Below are 14186 nucleotides of genomic sequence, written 5' to 3' on the forward strand. Positions count from 1 at the left end.
ACTTGTGTCCTCTTATTAGTCTCGCCTTTCGCTCACCGGTCCTGCGCTCTATGTGGTATTGGATAAAACGGTGATGCGCCTCTTCAAATTCCATATGATCATTCCTCCCGCAGAAAAATGAAAGAACGCCCTTATGGCCGCAGGCCAAAAGGACGTTCTTCGTCTAGGCAGAGTATAGCATGCTGCGGCGGTTAACAACAACTGTCACACAATACGAATAATCATTCGTTTTCTCCCAAAAACTTAATGGCGATCTATTGGTCGTGTCGCCTCCGCCGCTTAGCATGCATTGGAAATCGTACAATAAAACTGTTTTATCTGGGCCGCTGGGTTCCCTATGCTGGAAAATATCCAACGTAATCAGATTATTTCTCACCCACGAGGTTTTTAAGCCGGTTTCTACTGGATGAAATCCATCATAGTGCTAAAAAGAAGGCCGATTGCGTAACTTTGCTGGAGGAAATCCAGTCCTGGTGCAAGGGGCCGAGGAGAGACCGCTGGCGAAGAAGCCTTGGAGTGAGGGGGCGGTACCGGCATACCGTTCTTGTGAAGGGGTTATAATAATTTCATTTCCTCCCGGACAAGCTATTTATAAAAATGGAGGTTCCTTTATGAACATCATGGACGGGATGGATGCCGCAAGGTTCAAATCGGCCAATCCGGACGGAAAGACGAAGGAAAAAGCAGCGAACAAAGCGGAAAAGAAAATGCCGATGGTATTAAGGAATTTGAACAATAAATAGGCTGCAGCCGGGCCAAGGAGGAACGAATATGCGGCAGGATTCCCCAAAAGCCAAAACGACCAAGGAACGGGGCATTCGTTCGGACACAACGCTGCTTCCGCAGCCGGACGAGAAAACGTCTCCCGAGCACATTCAAGCTCAAATGGCTCAGCAGCCGCCAATCACGCCATGACTCCGAATCAGATGAGAAAGCCGGCGCCGGTCTAGTACCGGAGCCGGCTTATTTGGCGTTTTTGCAGCAGCATTCCCGGCTTTTTGCGCCGTCAGGTTGCGCGAAGGGGCGGTTGTGTTTTTTTTCACTGCAGGCGGCGAAAACCTTAAAGCTTAGTTATCGATGTTGAATAATCGTTATATCAACCTGCGGCGTGATTCAGTATGCTCAATATAGAAAGAAAGCGTATCCACAATTCATGGCATATGGAGGGGTAAGGATGAAGTTATTGTCGAACCGCTGGTTAGGCAAAGGCACGGCCGTCATGCTGGCGGCGACGCTGCTGCTCGCAGGCTGCTCCGGCGCCGGGCAGAGCGGCAATGCGGCGAATAACGCCGGTAAAACCGATAACGCCGCAACGAGCAAGGGCAGCAACGCGACTGAGAACGGCCAGAATACCGCGCCGGCGGGCAAGCCTTTCGAGGGCAAAAGCATCACGCTCGTAACGGCGAACCACCCTTGGGGCGATGCTGTCAAGCCGCTCATCCCCGAGTTCGAGGCCGCGACGGGCATGAAGGTGAACGTGCAGAGCTATTTTGAAGACCAGCTGACGCAGAAGCTTACCGTCCAGTTCACCGCAGGATCGGAAACGCCGGATGTGTTCATGTACCGCCCGCTGCAGGAGGGCAAGCTGTTTTTCAAGAACGGCTGGACGGCGGCGCTCGATGATTATGTCGGTAAAAATCCGGATTACGACTTTGCGGACTTGTCCGAATCGGCGGTCGGGTCGGCGAAGGTCGACGGCAAGCTGGCCGGCATCCCGATCATTACGGAGCAGGAGATCCTGTACTACCGCAAGGATTTGCTGGAGCAGGCGGGCATCGCGGTGCCGAAAACGATCGACGAGCTTGCCGCGGCCGCCAAGCAGCTGCACGATCCGGGCAAAGAAATCTACGGCTTCGTAGCAAGAGGACAGCGCTCGCCGCTCGTCACGCAAGTCTCTTCGTTCCTCTATTCCGAGGGAGGAGATTTCACGAACGGGGAGACCGCGACGATCAATACGCCGGAAGCGGTCAAGGCGTTCACGACGTACGGCACCCTGCTGAAGGATTACGGCCCTCCGGGCGTGCTCAACATGTCGTGGCCGCAAGCGATCGGGATTTTCGCGCAGGGGAAGGTCGCCTTCTACACGGATGCCAATTCGATCTACAAGAATGCGACCGATCCGGAGAAATCGCAAATCGCCGATAAAGTCGGCTTCGCGAAATTCCCGGCCGGCGCAGCGGGCTCCAAGCCTTACAACATTACATCCTGGGGGCTGGCGATGAACGCGAAGGCGGTCGATAAGGAAGCGGCCTGGGCGTTCATCGAATGGGCGACGAGTAAGGAAATCGTGCTGAAAACCCAGCAGCTCGGCAACCCCGGCGCCCGTTCCTCCGTCTGGAACAATCCGGAGGGCACGACCGGCTTCCCGGCCGAGATGGTATCGGTCATTAAGGAAAGCGTCCAGGGCGGCGTCGACCATGACCGTCCGACCGTCATTAACGTCGGCGAGGCGCGGGATGCGGTGGGCGAAATCGTCCAGAAGGTGATAACCGGCGAGACGGATGTGCAGAAGGTGGCCGATCAGGCGAACGCGGCGCTGCAGAAGATCATCGACTCCGAGAAATCCAAATAAGGCTTCGCGCCGAACCGGCAAAAGGGTCATTCCGATGGCCCTTTTGCCCATCATGGGAACCCGAGGGAAGGAGAATCCGGCATGCAATACAACTGGTTCGACCGGAATTTGAAATGGATCTATACGCTGCCGGCTGTGGCATTCGTATTGGTGATGATGCTGTTCCCGATTCTCTACACGGTGAGAATCAGCTTCTATGAGTGGAGCATGTCCGCGATTACGCCGCCGGCATGGGTAGGCTTGGACAACTACAAGGCGCTGCTCACCGATGCCAGGTTCTGGGGCGCGGTGCGCGCCACGCTGTATTTCACGGCTGCGGCGCTGGCGGTCGAGGTGGTGCTGGGCGTGGCGATCGCGCTGCTGCTGTCCCGGGAATTCCGCGGCAAAAATCTGGTGAAAACCGTCTTCCTCCTGCCGATGGTGGCGACGCCGGTCGCGATGGGCCTCGTGTGGCTGCTCATCTATGAGCCGACAATCGGAGCGGCCAACATGCTGCTGCGAATGATCGGACTGGAGCCGCTGCTCTGGCTGGCCTCCCCGAATCAGGCGATTCCCTCGCTCATCATCGTCGACGTATGGCAGTGGACGCCGATGATCGCCCTGATCGTCATGGCCGGCTTGGCCACGATTCCGACCGAGCCCTATGAGGCGGCCGACGTCGACGGGGCGGGAAGCTGGACCAAATTCACGTCGATCACGCTGCCCCTGCTGAAGCCGACGATCCTCGTCGCCGCCATGCTTCGCCTCATCGACGTGCTGAAGACGTTCGATATTATTTATGCGACGACGCAGGGCGGTCCGGATCTCGCGACCGAGACGCTGAACATTTACGGCTATGTGCTCGGCTTTCAGTATTTCAAGCTCGGCGCGGCCTCCTCGCTGCTGGTGCTGTTCTTCGCGCTCGTCATGGGCCTGACGCTGCTGCTGATCTGGACGCGCAAAAGAATGGAGGGGCGCTATGAATAAGCGGAAGAAGACGGCCGGTTTTGTATTCGGCGGCTTGACGATCCTCGTGCTGCTCGCGTTCGCGTTTCCTTTCTTCTGGATGCTGCTCGCCTCGTTCAAAACACAGGCGCAGATCATGGCGACGGATCAGCTTTTGTTTTTCACGCCGACGGCGGACAACTACGCCAGCGTGTTCAAGGAGTATGATTTTCTCAAATATATCTGGAACAGCCTGGTCGTCGCGCTGGGGTCGACGCTGTTCGCCTTGCTGCTCGGTCTGCCGGCGGCCTACGCCATCGCCCGGCACGGCCTGCACAAGCTGGGGCTGATCATTCTGGTGGCGCGGATCATCCCGGGCATTACGTTCCTGATTCCCTGGTTCATCCTGTTCTCGCAGGTCAACCTGGTCGACACCTATACGGCGCTGATTCTAAGCCATATGCTTGTCGGGCTGCCGTTCATCATCTGGATCATGATCTCGTTCTTCGAGGCGCTGCCGACCGAGATCGAGGAAGCGGGCCTGATCGACGGCTGCACCCGGCATCAGGTGTTCCTGCGGGTCATTCTGCCGATCTCCGGACCGGGCATCATTACCTCGTCGCTGCTGTCGTTCATTTTCTCGTGGAACAACTTCATGTTCTCGATCATCCTGGCAGGCGACAAGACGAAGCCGCTTCCCGTCGCGGTGTTCAATTTCATGTCCTATTCGGAAATCAATTGGGGAGCGCTGATGGCGGCCGCCTGCATCATTACGCTGCCGGTGCTCATTATCGCGCTGCTCGCCCAGCGGTATGTGGTCAGCGGGCTGGCCGCCGGCGCGGTGAAGGGCTGACGGAAGCGAAGGCCGTGCCGGTTAGGGCGCGGTACCGCAGCGTGTCCATGCGCGCCGGGGAATCAGAGACCAGACCGAACCATTTGGTCTTACGCCGGGAGCAGGCTTGGACATTTTCCGGAAATCATCCATAATGGAACTGGTGAGGCTCGGACAAGGCGGAGGGTGGCGGACGATGAAGTACAGGCTGAACATTTTCAACAAAATTGTGATCATGGTCATCCTGCTGCTGATGCCCATCCTGCTGCTCTACAGCTTCTCGAACCGCACGGCCAACGAGGTGATTCAAGAGGAGATTCAGACGTCGAACCTGAACCGGCTGTCCTTTTTTCTGTATCAAATGGATTCGGCGATCGAGAACCTGTCGATGTTTCCCGTCATTCTGAGTCTGGATCCGCATATCCGCGATTTCGTGGAGCGCGCGGACGCCGCAGCCGGCGACCGGTTGAAGGCGGGGTCGCGCATTGTGGAGAAGCTTGGCCTGCAGAGCGTCTCGAGCAGCTGGTCCAATGACTTGACGATGTTCATTCCGAAGGACCGCAAGGTGATTTCGACCAATATCTATTTGAACGGCGCCGACCGGCGCGGCGCATGGACGGATCGGATTCACACCGAATGGACCTACGAGCAGGACGCGTCGAGGGGAGACTCGATCGGCACGTTTGTCCGGGAGATCGGCGAGCCGACCAAGGTGAGCTCGTTCGCTCAGGCCCGCGCGGTGTATCAGGTCCGCTTCCCGGTGCAGAATCTCGGCAATCTGCTCGATGTGTACAAGAAGGATAAGCAAAGCGATCCGTTTCTGTACCATCCGGCGCAGGAGCCGATCCTGAACAGCACATCCGTCTCATCGGCGGTGTCCGCCATCGATCGGCGGCTGCGGGGCGAAGCGCTCGCCGACTCGGGGCAGCTGCGGATGGAAATAGACGGCCAGGAGGTGCTGGTCAGCTACGTGAAATCCCGCCAGCTCGGCTGGTTTCTGGTGGATTACGTGCCGGAGCAGCGGATTCTGTCGCCGATCGCGAAAACGCGCAATTTGTTTTACGGGTCGATGGGGCTGCTGCTCGCGATGGGCGTGCTTGCCTCCTTCCTGCTGTACCGCAACGTGCAAATTCCGATCAAGAACATCATCCGGAGCGTACAGCGGATGAAGCGGGGAGACCTCTCCGCCCGCATCGAATACCGCTCGAAGAACGAGTTCGAGTATTTGATTCAGCGCTTCAATGAAATGGCGGAGCGGATTCAGACGCTGGTCGAGGTCGTATACGCCGAGAAAATCAGCTCGCGCGAAGCTGCGCTGAAGCAGCTGCAATCCCAGATTAATCCGCACTTCTTATACAATTCGCTGTTCTTCATGATCAATTCGGCCAAAATGGAGGATCGCGACGCGGTCATCGCGATGGGCGAGAATCTGGCCGAGTTCTACCGCTATACGACGAGGGTCGAGAACCAGTCCGTCAAGCTGAAGGATGAGCTCGAGCTTGTGGATCATTATTTAAGCATCCAGAACCTGCGCATGCAGCGGCTGGCGTATGGCATCTCGGTGCCGGAAGCGATGCTCGGCGAGCGGGTTCCCCGGCTGATCCTCCAGCCGGTGGTCGAGAACGCCGTCATTCACGGCATCGAGCATCAGCCGGGCGGCGGGCGGATCGCGATCACGGGCGAGCAGGACGAAACGTTCAACCGGATCGTGGTGGAGGATAACGGGAAAGGCATGACGGAAGAGGAGCTCCGGCAGCTGCTTGCCAGGCTCCGGCAGCCGATGTCGGAGGAGATCGGCTGCGGGGTGTGGAATGTGCACCACAGGCTCAGTTACCAATTCGGCGCGGACTCCGGATTGTCTTTCGCGCACGTGCCCGGCGGCGGACTGCGGGTCGTCCTGAGCTGGCGGCGCAGCCCCGAGGACGGCGCCGGGGCGCGGAGAAGGGAGGAAGGTGAATGGTCCAGCTCCTGATTGTCGACGACGAAATTCATGTCGTAGAGCGATTTGCCGGCACGATCGATTGGAAGGCGGTCGGTGTCGAGCAGGCCCATAAAGCGTATTCCGGACCGGAGGCCTTATCCATTCTCGAGCGATTCTCGGTCGATATCGTGCTTACGGACATTCAGATGCCGGGCATGACCGGCCTGGAGCTCATTGCGGAGGTTCGCCGGCGCTGGCCGAAGACCAAATGCATCCTGCTGTCCGGCTATTCGGAATTCAAGTACGCCAAGGAGGCGATCCTCCATCAGACCGAGGATTACCTGCTGAAGCCGGTGAAGGAAACGGAGCTGCTCTCGACGATCGGGCGCGTGATGGACAAGCTGCGCGCGGAATGGGAGGAGGTCGTGTCCAGACAGCGGCTCGCCTACGCGCTGAAGGAAAATTTGCCGCTGCTGCGGGCCAGTTTGCTCAATGACCTGCTTCAGGGACGGCAGCTGTCCGAATCGTCGCTGCGCGGCAAAATGGATACGCTCGGCTTCGAGGACATGACCGGGCGGCCGTTCGAGCTGATGATGATCCGGCTGGAGGATTCCTTTCTCGAGTACGACGCGAACCGGCTGTCGCTGATGGAGTACGCCGTCGGCAACATGGTGGAGGAATTGTTCGGCGACCGCTATGCCGGCTGGTACGCAAAGGATACGCACGATTACCTTGTGTTCGTCATGACGCCGCTGCTGTCCGACGACGGGGATGCCGCGTGGTTCGAGCGCACCGCCTCATCGCTGCAGTCGGCGGTCAAGACCTATCTGAAAGGCAAAATATCGGTGCTTGTCGGCGGCCGGGGGCAATTTCCGCAGGATCTGCGCGAGCTGTACGACCGTTCGGTATCGTCGTTCCGCACGCGGATCGGGAGCGTGCAGGAGCTTTTTATGCGCCTCGGGGAACAGCAGCAGATCGATACGGAAACCGTCCCCTCTCTGTACAGCCTGTACGAGCCGCCGACGCTGATCCATCTGCTCGAGGCGGCCCGGTGGGAGGCCATTGATGACAAGCTTCGCGCCGCGTTCGGGGAGATGGAGACGAAGCGTGCCGACTCTCCGGAGCATTTGCTCGAAGCCTATTTTTCCATCGCCTCCGCCTACTCCTATATCGCGCATAAGAACGGAAGGCATTTAAGCCGTTTGATCGGCGAAGACTTTGACCGGATGACGGAGGGCAGTCCGTTCCGGTCCGTCAAGCTGCTCAAGGAATGGGCGTTCCGGACGCTGGAGCGGATTCGGGAGGATATGGATCAGGAGACGAAGGATACGCGCGCCTCGCTGATTAACGAAATACGGGGCTTTATCGAAAACAATATCGGCCATGAGGTTTCGCTGCAGTCGATATCCGAGCATGTCCACCTGCATCCGGTATACGTTTCCAAAATATACAAGCTTGTGACGGGCGAAAATCTGAGCGACTATATCACCCGCATCCGCATGGAGAAGGCGCAGTACCTGCTGAAGAGCGGCACGGATAAAATCTACGAGATCGCGGCCCGGCTCGGCTACCAGCGCCCCCATTCGTTCAACCATGCGTTCAAAAAAAGCTTCGGCATCACGCCGCAGGATTACCGGGATCAAAATTCCTGAAAAATGCAGCTTGAGAGGGAGGTATGCGCAATGAAAATAACGAAGCTCGAATTGTTCAAGGTGCCGCCGAGATGGCTGTTCCTTAAGGTGGAGACCGATGAAGGCATCAGCGGCTGGGGCGAGCCGATCGTCGAAGGCAAAGCGGATACGGTGCGTGCGGCGGTTGAGGAAATGGCCGATTATTTGATCGGGCGCGACCCGATGCGAATCGAGGACCTGTTCCAGGTGCTGTACCGGGGAGGGTTTTACCGCGGGGGGCCGATTCTGTCCAGCGCGATCTCGGGGATCGAGCAGGCGCTCTGGGACATCAAGGGGAAATTCTATAACGCGCCGGTTTACGAGCTGCTCGGCGGCGCGTGCCGCGACAAGACCCGGGTCTATTCCTGGATCGGGGGAGACCGTCCGGCCGAGGTCGGGCTGGCGGCGCTGGCGCAGGTCAGGGCCGGGTTTACCGCCGTCAAGATGAATGCCACCGAGGAGCTGCATTTCATCGATTCTTTCGACAAGGTGGAGGCCGCCGTCGCCCGGATCGCAGCCGTGCGGGAGGCGGTCGGGGGCGGCATCGGGATCGGCATCGATTTTCACGGCCGGGTGCACAAGTCGATGGCCAAAATCCTGGCGAAGGAGCTGGAGCCGTACCGCCCGATGTTTATCGAGGAGCCGGTGCTGCCCGAAAACAACGAAGCGTTGAAGGAGATTGCCCGGCATACCTCCTGCCCGATCGCGACGGGAGAGCGCATGTATACGCGCTGGGGGTTCAAGGAGCTGCTGGCGCAGGGGATCGTCGATATTATTCAGCCGGATGTGTCCCATGCGGGAGGCATCCTGGAGACGCGCAAAATCGCGGCAATGGCGGAAGCGTACGATGTGGCGTTGGCGCCGCATTGCCCGCTCGGACCGATCGCGCTGGCCGCCTGCCTGCAGCTGGATGCGTGCTCTCCGAACGCGTTCATTCAGGAGCAAAGCCTGGGCATCCATTACAACCAGGGAAGCGATTTGCTGGATTATTTGAAGGACCCGCTCGTGTTCGAGTACAAGGACGGGTTTGTGAAAAACCTGACCGCTCCCGGGCTCGGCATCGAAGTGGACGAAGACAAGGTGCGCGAGATGGCGGCGATCGGGCATCAATGGCGAAATCCGGTCTGGCGGCAGGAGGACGGCACGGTCGCGGAATGGTAGCCGCCCGGCCGCTTCCCCACTGAGGGTCAAGCATTCCGTGCGATTTAGACACTCGGAGATAAGGCGGCCCGGTAATATTGCGCCGTTTTTTAGCTTACAATAGGCACTAACTGATGCGTGGGAAGGGGAACGGCCGGTTATGCGAATGGTTTTTCGGTGGTATGGAGAGGGCAACGATACGGTCACGCTGAAGCAGATCAAGCAAATTCCCGGCGTCGAAGGCATCGTCTGGGCGCTGCACGATAGGCTGCCCGGCGAGGAATGGCCGATGGACAAGATTATGGCCTACAAGGCGCTCGCGGATTCGTACGGCTTGCATCTGGATGTCGTTGAAAGCGTTAACGTGCATGAGGACATCAAGCTCGGGCTGCCGACCCGCGACGCGCTGATTGGGAATTACAAGCGAACGATCGGGAAGCTGGCCAAGGTCGGCGTGAAGACGATCTGCTACAACTTCATGCCGGTGTTCGACTGGACGCGGACCGAGCTGTACAAGGAGATGGAGGACGGCTCCACCGCGCTTTTCTTCGAGAAGGCGAGGATTGAGCGGATGACTCCCGAGGAGCTGGTGCGGGAAATCGCGCTGCGTCCGGATTTGTCGATGCCGGGCTGGGAGCCGGAGCGGCTGGAACGGCTGGGACCGCTTTTCGAGGCGTACAAGGGTGTGACGGAAGAGGATCTGTGGAGCCATCTTCAATACTTTCTGGAGCAGATCATTCCGGTTGCGGAGAAGCATGATATTAAAATGGCGATCCACCCCGACGACCCGCCGTATTCGGTATTCGGGCTGCCCCGGATCATCACCGGCCAGGACAACATTCGCAGGCTGCTGAAGCTCGTCGACAGCCCTTACAACTGTGTAACGCTGTGCAGCGGTTCGCTCGGGGCCAACCCGGCGAACGACATTCCGGCGATGATTCGGGAGTTCGCGGACCGGATTCCGTTCGCCCACATCCGCAATGTGCGCGTCCACGACAACAGCGATTTCATCGAGACGTCCCACCGCGCGTCCGACGGCACCGTCGATATCGTCGAGGTGGTGCGCGCTTACAGCGACGTCGGGTTCACGGGCTATGCGCGTCCGGATCACGGGCGGCATATCTGGGATGAGAAGTGCCGGCCGGGCTACGGGCTGTACGACCGGGCACTCGGCATCATGTATCTGTGGGGCGTGTGGGATCTGGCGCAGCGCGGGAAGCGCCGGGCTGACGGATTGCGGGCGGCGGAGTCGTCCGTTTAAACCGGGCAGATGAGCTTATTCGTACGCTGTTACTCCAAACGGTAATCGTCGATTTTTTCACCGTCCTCCCAAACCTCAACGAACAAGGCATCGCAATTCTCAAAATCGGCCGGCTTGAGCGAAAGCGCCTTTTCCTCGTCTTCGCCGACATAGACATTTTCCATTCCATCCTCATTGAACGAGAGTACGACATACAGTTTCATTGTGCGGACCTCCAGCGGTGTGATAGGCAGCATTATACCATAGCCGCGAAGCCGCGTCCGAATGGAGAGGGCGAAGCCGCGCGCTCTGCAAGTGGGGGTGAGGGCGGGAAAACCCCGGTCTCAGCGCCGGTTGGGCGGACAAAGTCGCGTGAGGGCGGGAAAAGTCCGGTCTCAGCCGCACTCACGGCCGGACATCTACCTACCACGTTGGTAGACTATCAACCATTTATAAGAAAAACAGGCTATTGAGGCGGGATAAAAGCTTGATTTTGAGGGCGGGCTCCGGGAATCTACCTATGCATCTTCATGTCCCCGGCATAGAATATAGCGGTCACGCAGTAAAGCACTCCTTTATGCACAGGATCCGCAAAGCCGGATCCTGTTTTTTTGCGCCGCCGGGAAACCCCGTTCGTCATCGAACGGGGTCCTCTTTTTCGCTGACGGGTCATCGTCTCTTTGCCGGCGCTTGAATGAACGCTTACAGGTTGTCCTGCGTCATCGGCTTCACCATGTTGCGCATGGCGTCCGATTTGAGAAGGAAGTCTCCCGTTCGATGTCCGACCACCCGCCCGATCCTATCGCCGAACATGCCCCCCGCAACGGCTCCGATCGCCGTGCCGATACCGGGCATAAGCGACGTGCCGAGTATCGCGCCGTATTCCACGCCGGCCATGACGCCGATCGCCCCGGTCACGTTCTCGGTCGTTTGCACGGCGGAAATTCTGGTCACCAGCGCGGCGGTAATGGTCGGCATGCCGATCCCGCTTGTCCCGATTCAAATTCTGCTGATGAATCTGCTGACCGACGCCCTGCCCGCGATGGTGCTTGCCGTCAATCCCGGCAGCAAGACGAAGGAAACGCGGCAAGTCGACATCGTGGACAAGCAGCTGTATCGGAAGGTTATTACGCGCGGCGTGCTGCTCGGACTCGGTTCGCTCGGATTGTTCGCGCTCACGCTGGCATCCGGCGCTCCGGTGCAGGTGGCGCAAAGCGTCGCATTCGCCACATGCTATCATAAGCAAAGGCCGCTTGATGACAAGAGGGCCTATCTTCAAGATTTTTTCTGGAGAGCATTTTTCTGAACAAGCAAGTTATTCGTGCAAAAGCTCCGTCGATTATGGCGTATGGGACGATGATTACGATGTGTTTTTTCAAAAGAGAGCTGAGAAGATTAGTGAGGAGCTGTCGAATCGGTTAATTCCACAGCCTAAGGCAATTGCCAATTCAACAACAGGACCGTAACCAATCAGAACTTTTCAGAAGATGCGTTGTTAGTGAACCGAGACTGTTTCTGTGGCTGAAGCAGGACAAAATGGACGAGAATACTAATTCGAGTTTCATGTATGATAAAATGAATGCAAACGCAGTTTGTCCGAGTTTTTATACGAGAGGGAGGGTTTGCGATGCAGTGGCAGGAAGTAAGAGAACTGTTCCCAAATCAATTTGTCTTGCTGTCTATTCTCGAATACCGCGAGGAGGAAGGGAAGAAAATCATAACGGAAGTAGCACCTGTCCGGGCCATCCCGGATAAGGATGCCAACCGAGAATTCTTTAATGTAGAGCCGCGGCAGCTAGTGTATCATACCTCAAATGAGGAATGCGTCATTCATCTGCGTAATGACCCTCTGGTGAAAAATGGAGCTCAGGCTGCTTGTGCGGGGCCCTCTGCCCGTTCTTTTGATCAAGCTGGCTGTGACGGTCGCCGTATAGGGATCTATCCCAACGATCAGGACAGTGTCAAGACTGTTCCGATCCTTTTTATTACCAAAAAAATATACGCTATCTTAAATGAATCTATGTTAACTTAATGATAAGTACATTAACAATTAGGGTGATTCCTATCATTAAGAAACTGTATTCTTTAATCGACCGCAAGGAGATAACGTTGACTTCCTTGTTAAACATTTCTTCGGACGGCATTGTCATCGTCGATCTGGAGGGCAGGGTGATGGAAGTGAACGATAAATTTGTGGAAATGCACGGCTGGGCACGGGATGAAGTGATCGGCATGGTGCAGCCGATGACGCCGGAGGGGGATAAGGACGCCGTTTTTCAGTTGTATGAACGAATTATTCAGGGTGAAGAAGTATCGGGCATGGAATGCTTGAAATTACGAAAAGACGGCACGTCCTTTTATGCGAATGTCACGATTTCACCTATCCAGGATGAGTCTGGAGACGTCTTTGCATTCATGGGCGTGGAGCGGGACATTACCGACAGAAAGAAAGCCGAGGAAGAGCTTAAGGAAAGCGAGGAACGTTACCGTGTTCTGATTGAATCCTCGCCGGAACCGATCGTTGTGTATCATAAGGATGTCATTCGATATGTAAATCCTGCAACGGTGAAGCTTGTTGGCGCCCGTCACCCGTCACAGCTGATCGGCCGGCATATATCCCGCTTTGTGCATCCGGACGATTCGGCCGAGCTGCCGCAGGAGCTCCAACAACATTTTGCGCAAGATCAAGCCCCCGAGGTTCTGGATAAGAGACTGCTGCGCTTGGACGGTCAAGTGATCCATGTTGAAGCAAAGGCTGTTCCGATAAAGTACCAAGGGCGCCGGGCCGTGCAGCTGTTATTTCGGGACGTGACCGGCCGCAAAAAAGCGGAGGCCGCACTGGTGGAACGGGAGCGGGAATTCAGGCGGGTGTTGAAGCTTTCTCCCGAACCGATCGTTTTGCTTCGCGACGGGATCATTAACTTCGTGAACGATAAAGGGATCGAGCTTTTTAACGGGAATCACGAGGGAGAGCTGATCGGGCGCTCGATCTTCGATTTTTTCTGCTCATCCTCTCACCCCATCATTGAAGAGCAAATGCATAAGGTGGTTCATACGGACGGCTCCTGTGATTTCATCGAACTGAAGCTCAAGCGTCTGGACGGCGAGCAGCTGGATGTCGAGCTGTCGTGCATTTATATTTACAAGCATATCGATTCTCCCCTGCTGCAAATCGTCATCCGGGATATGACGGAGCGCAAACGGACGGAAGAGATGATCCGCAGGTCGGAGAAGCTGTCGATCGTGGGCGAGCTGGCGGCCGGCGTAGCGCACGAAATACGGAATCCGCTGACCTCCCTGAAAGGTTTTCTGCAGCTTTTGAAGGAAAAGAACACCGTTTATGTCGACATCATGCTGAACGAAATCGAACGCATCAGCAATATCGTCAATGAATTCATGAGTTTCGCCAAACCGCATGCCGTTAAATTCGTGGAAATCGATCTGAGGACGCTTATCGAGAACGTCATCTACCTGATGGAGCCGCAGGCGATGCTGTTCAACGTGCAGATGACGCTTCATTGCGATCCGGACGTCCGGACCATCTGCTGCGAGCCCAATCAGATCAAGCAGGTGTTCATGAATCTGCTTAAAAACGCCATCGAGTCCATGCCCCATGGCGGCACGATCGAAATTGCGATCCGGCCAACGGAGAATGACAGCGTTTCCATACGCATCGTCGATCAAGGCATCGGGATTCCGGAGGAGAAGCTGTCCAAGGTCGGAGAGCCTTTTTATTCCCTGAAGGAAAACGGCACCGGTCTCGGCCTCATGGTCTGCCACCGCATTATCGAAACGCACAACGGCTCCATGTCCATTCAAAGCAAGCTCCAGGAAGGCACGACTGTCGAGATTGAGATACCGGTGAAATAATAGAGAGATTTCTAATG

At 56.8% G+C, this 14186-nt stretch carries 12 protein-coding genes and 2 pseudogenes; 12 read left to right on the plus strand and 2 right to left on the minus strand.

The window, feature by feature from the left end:
• The first annotated feature begins 611 nt into the window (after nucleotides 1–611).
• The 9 genes from RWM61_RS15020 to uxuA all read left to right on the plus strand — a co-directional run bounded on the left by RWM61_RS15020 (nucleotide 612) and on the right by uxuA (nucleotide 10320).
• The gene (locus tag RWM61_RS15020; RefSeq protein ID WP_314002216.1) at nucleotides 612–743 is read left to right on the plus strand and encodes a hypothetical protein; all 132 of its coding nucleotides are present in this window, start codon (nucleotides 612–614) and stop codon (nucleotides 741–743) included.
• A 28-nt stretch (nucleotides 744–771) separates the two neighbouring features.
• Nucleotides 772–915, plus strand: a complete 144-nt coding sequence (locus RWM61_RS15025) for a hypothetical protein (protein WP_314002218.1) — start codon at nucleotides 772–774, stop codon at nucleotides 913–915.
• Between the two features lie 259 nt (nucleotides 916–1174).
• A complete protein-coding gene (locus RWM61_RS15030; protein ID WP_314002220.1) occupies nucleotides 1175–2572 on the plus strand; it encodes a sugar ABC transporter substrate-binding protein in 1398 nt (465 codons plus the stop codon).
• Between the two features lie 81 nt (nucleotides 2573–2653).
• A complete protein-coding gene (locus RWM61_RS15035; RefSeq protein ID WP_314002222.1) occupies nucleotides 2654–3538 on the plus strand; it encodes a sugar ABC transporter permease in 885 nt (294 codons plus the stop codon).
• Nucleotides 3531–4349, plus strand: coding sequence for a carbohydrate ABC transporter permease (locus tag RWM61_RS15040; RefSeq protein WP_314002224.1), 819 nt, complete (start codon nucleotides 3531–3533; stop codon nucleotides 4347–4349). Before RWM61_RS15035 ends, RWM61_RS15040 begins: the two co-directional genes overlap by 8 nt.
• A gap of 133 nt (nucleotides 4350–4482) precedes the next feature.
• Nucleotides 4483–6300: a histidine kinase gene (locus RWM61_RS15045; RefSeq protein ID WP_314002226.1), complete on the plus strand. Its 1818-nt coding sequence runs from the start codon at nucleotides 4483–4485 to the stop codon at nucleotides 6298–6300.
• Nucleotides 6285–7901 carry a response regulator gene (locus tag RWM61_RS15050; RefSeq protein WP_314002228.1) on the plus strand — a complete coding sequence of 539 codons (1617 nt, stop codon included), beginning with the start codon at nucleotides 6285–6287 and terminating at the stop codon, nucleotides 7899–7901. Before RWM61_RS15045 ends, RWM61_RS15050 begins: the two co-directional genes overlap by 16 nt.
• 30 nt (nucleotides 7902–7931) lie before the next feature.
• Nucleotides 7932–9080 carry a galactonate dehydratase gene (gene dgoD / locus RWM61_RS15055; protein ID WP_314002230.1) on the plus strand — a complete coding sequence of 383 codons (1149 nt, stop codon included), beginning with the start codon at nucleotides 7932–7934 and terminating at the stop codon, nucleotides 9078–9080.
• Nucleotides 9081–9219: 139 nt separating this feature from the next.
• Nucleotides 9220–10320 (plus strand): mannonate dehydratase, encoded by a 1101-nt coding sequence (uxuA, locus tag RWM61_RS15060; protein ID WP_314002232.1) that lies wholly within the window; start codon nucleotides 9220–9222, stop codon nucleotides 10318–10320.
• A gap of 29 nt (nucleotides 10321–10349) precedes the next feature.
• Here the strand turns inward: uxuA and RWM61_RS15065 are convergent, their stop codons facing one another.
• Nucleotides 10350–10523 carry a hypothetical protein gene (locus tag RWM61_RS15065; protein WP_314002234.1) on the minus strand — a complete coding sequence of 58 codons (174 nt, stop codon included), beginning with the start codon at nucleotides 10521–10523 and terminating at the stop codon, nucleotides 10350–10352.
• A gap of 478 nt (nucleotides 10524–11001) precedes the next feature.
• A complete protein-coding gene (locus tag RWM61_RS15070) occupies nucleotides 11002–11277 on the minus strand; it encodes a glycine zipper domain-containing protein (protein ID WP_314002258.1) in 276 nt (91 codons plus the stop codon).
• Between RWM61_RS15070 and RWM61_RS15075 the strand changes: the two are divergent.
• The 3 genes and pseudogenes from RWM61_RS15075 to RWM61_RS15085 all read left to right on the plus strand — a co-directional run.
• Nucleotides 11237–11593: pseudogene (locus tag RWM61_RS15075) on the plus strand (cation transporting ATPase C-terminal domain-containing protein); the annotation flags it as partial. The gene RWM61_RS15070 and the pseudogene RWM61_RS15075 sit on opposite strands and share 41 nt — an antisense overlap.
• Before the next feature lie 333 nt (nucleotides 11594–11926).
• Nucleotides 11927–12157: pseudogene (locus RWM61_RS15080) on the plus strand (hypothetical protein); the annotation flags it as partial.
• A 251-nt stretch (nucleotides 12158–12408) separates the two neighbouring features.
• On the plus strand, nucleotides 12409–14169 hold the full coding sequence (locus tag RWM61_RS15085) for a PAS domain S-box protein (protein WP_314002236.1): 1761 nt from the start codon (nucleotides 12409–12411) through the stop codon (nucleotides 14167–14169).
• Nucleotides 14170–14186: the final 17 nt, after the last annotated feature.

It is taken from the genome of uncultured Paenibacillus sp. (assembly GCF_963515335.1).
In the GTDB taxonomy this organism is placed as follows: domain Bacteria; phylum Bacillota; class Bacilli; order Paenibacillales; family Paenibacillaceae; genus Paenibacillus_I.

Bases quoted from the DNA above. Each gene is read 5' to 3' on its own strand.
- RWM61_RS15020 (WP_314002216.1), top strand. From the start codon at position 612: ATGAACATCATGGACGGGATGGATGCCGCAAGGTTCAAATCGGCCAAT.
- RWM61_RS15025 (WP_314002218.1), top strand. From the start codon at position 772: ATGCGGCAGGATTCCCCAAAAGCCAAAACGACCAAGGAACGGGGCATT.
- RWM61_RS15030 (WP_314002220.1), top strand. From the start codon at position 1,175: ATGAAGTTATTGTCGAACCGCTGGTTAGGCAAAGGCACGGCCGTCATG.
- RWM61_RS15035 (WP_314002222.1), top strand. From the start codon at position 2,654: ATGCAATACAACTGGTTCGACCGGAATTTGAAATGGATCTATACGCTG.
- RWM61_RS15040 (WP_314002224.1), top strand. From the start codon at position 3,531: ATGAATAAGCGGAAGAAGACGGCCGGTTTTGTATTCGGCGGCTTGACG.
- RWM61_RS15045 (WP_314002226.1), top strand. From the start codon at position 4,483: ATGGAACTGGTGAGGCTCGGACAAGGCGGAGGGTGGCGGACGATGAAG.
- RWM61_RS15050 (WP_314002228.1), top strand. From the start codon at position 6,285: ATGGTCCAGCTCCTGATTGTCGACGACGAAATTCATGTCGTAGAGCGA.
- dgoD (WP_314002230.1), top strand. From the start codon at position 7,932: ATGAAAATAACGAAGCTCGAATTGTTCAAGGTGCCGCCGAGATGGCTG.
- uxuA (WP_314002232.1), top strand. From the start codon at position 9,220: ATGCGAATGGTTTTTCGGTGGTATGGAGAGGGCAACGATACGGTCACG.
- RWM61_RS15065 (WP_314002234.1), bottom strand. From the start codon at position 10,523: ATGAAACTGTATGTCGTACTCTCGTTCAATGAGGATGGAATGGAAAAT.
- RWM61_RS15070 (WP_314002258.1), bottom strand. From the start codon at position 11,277: ATGCCGACCATTACCGCCGCGCTGGTGACCAGAATTTCCGCCGTGCAA.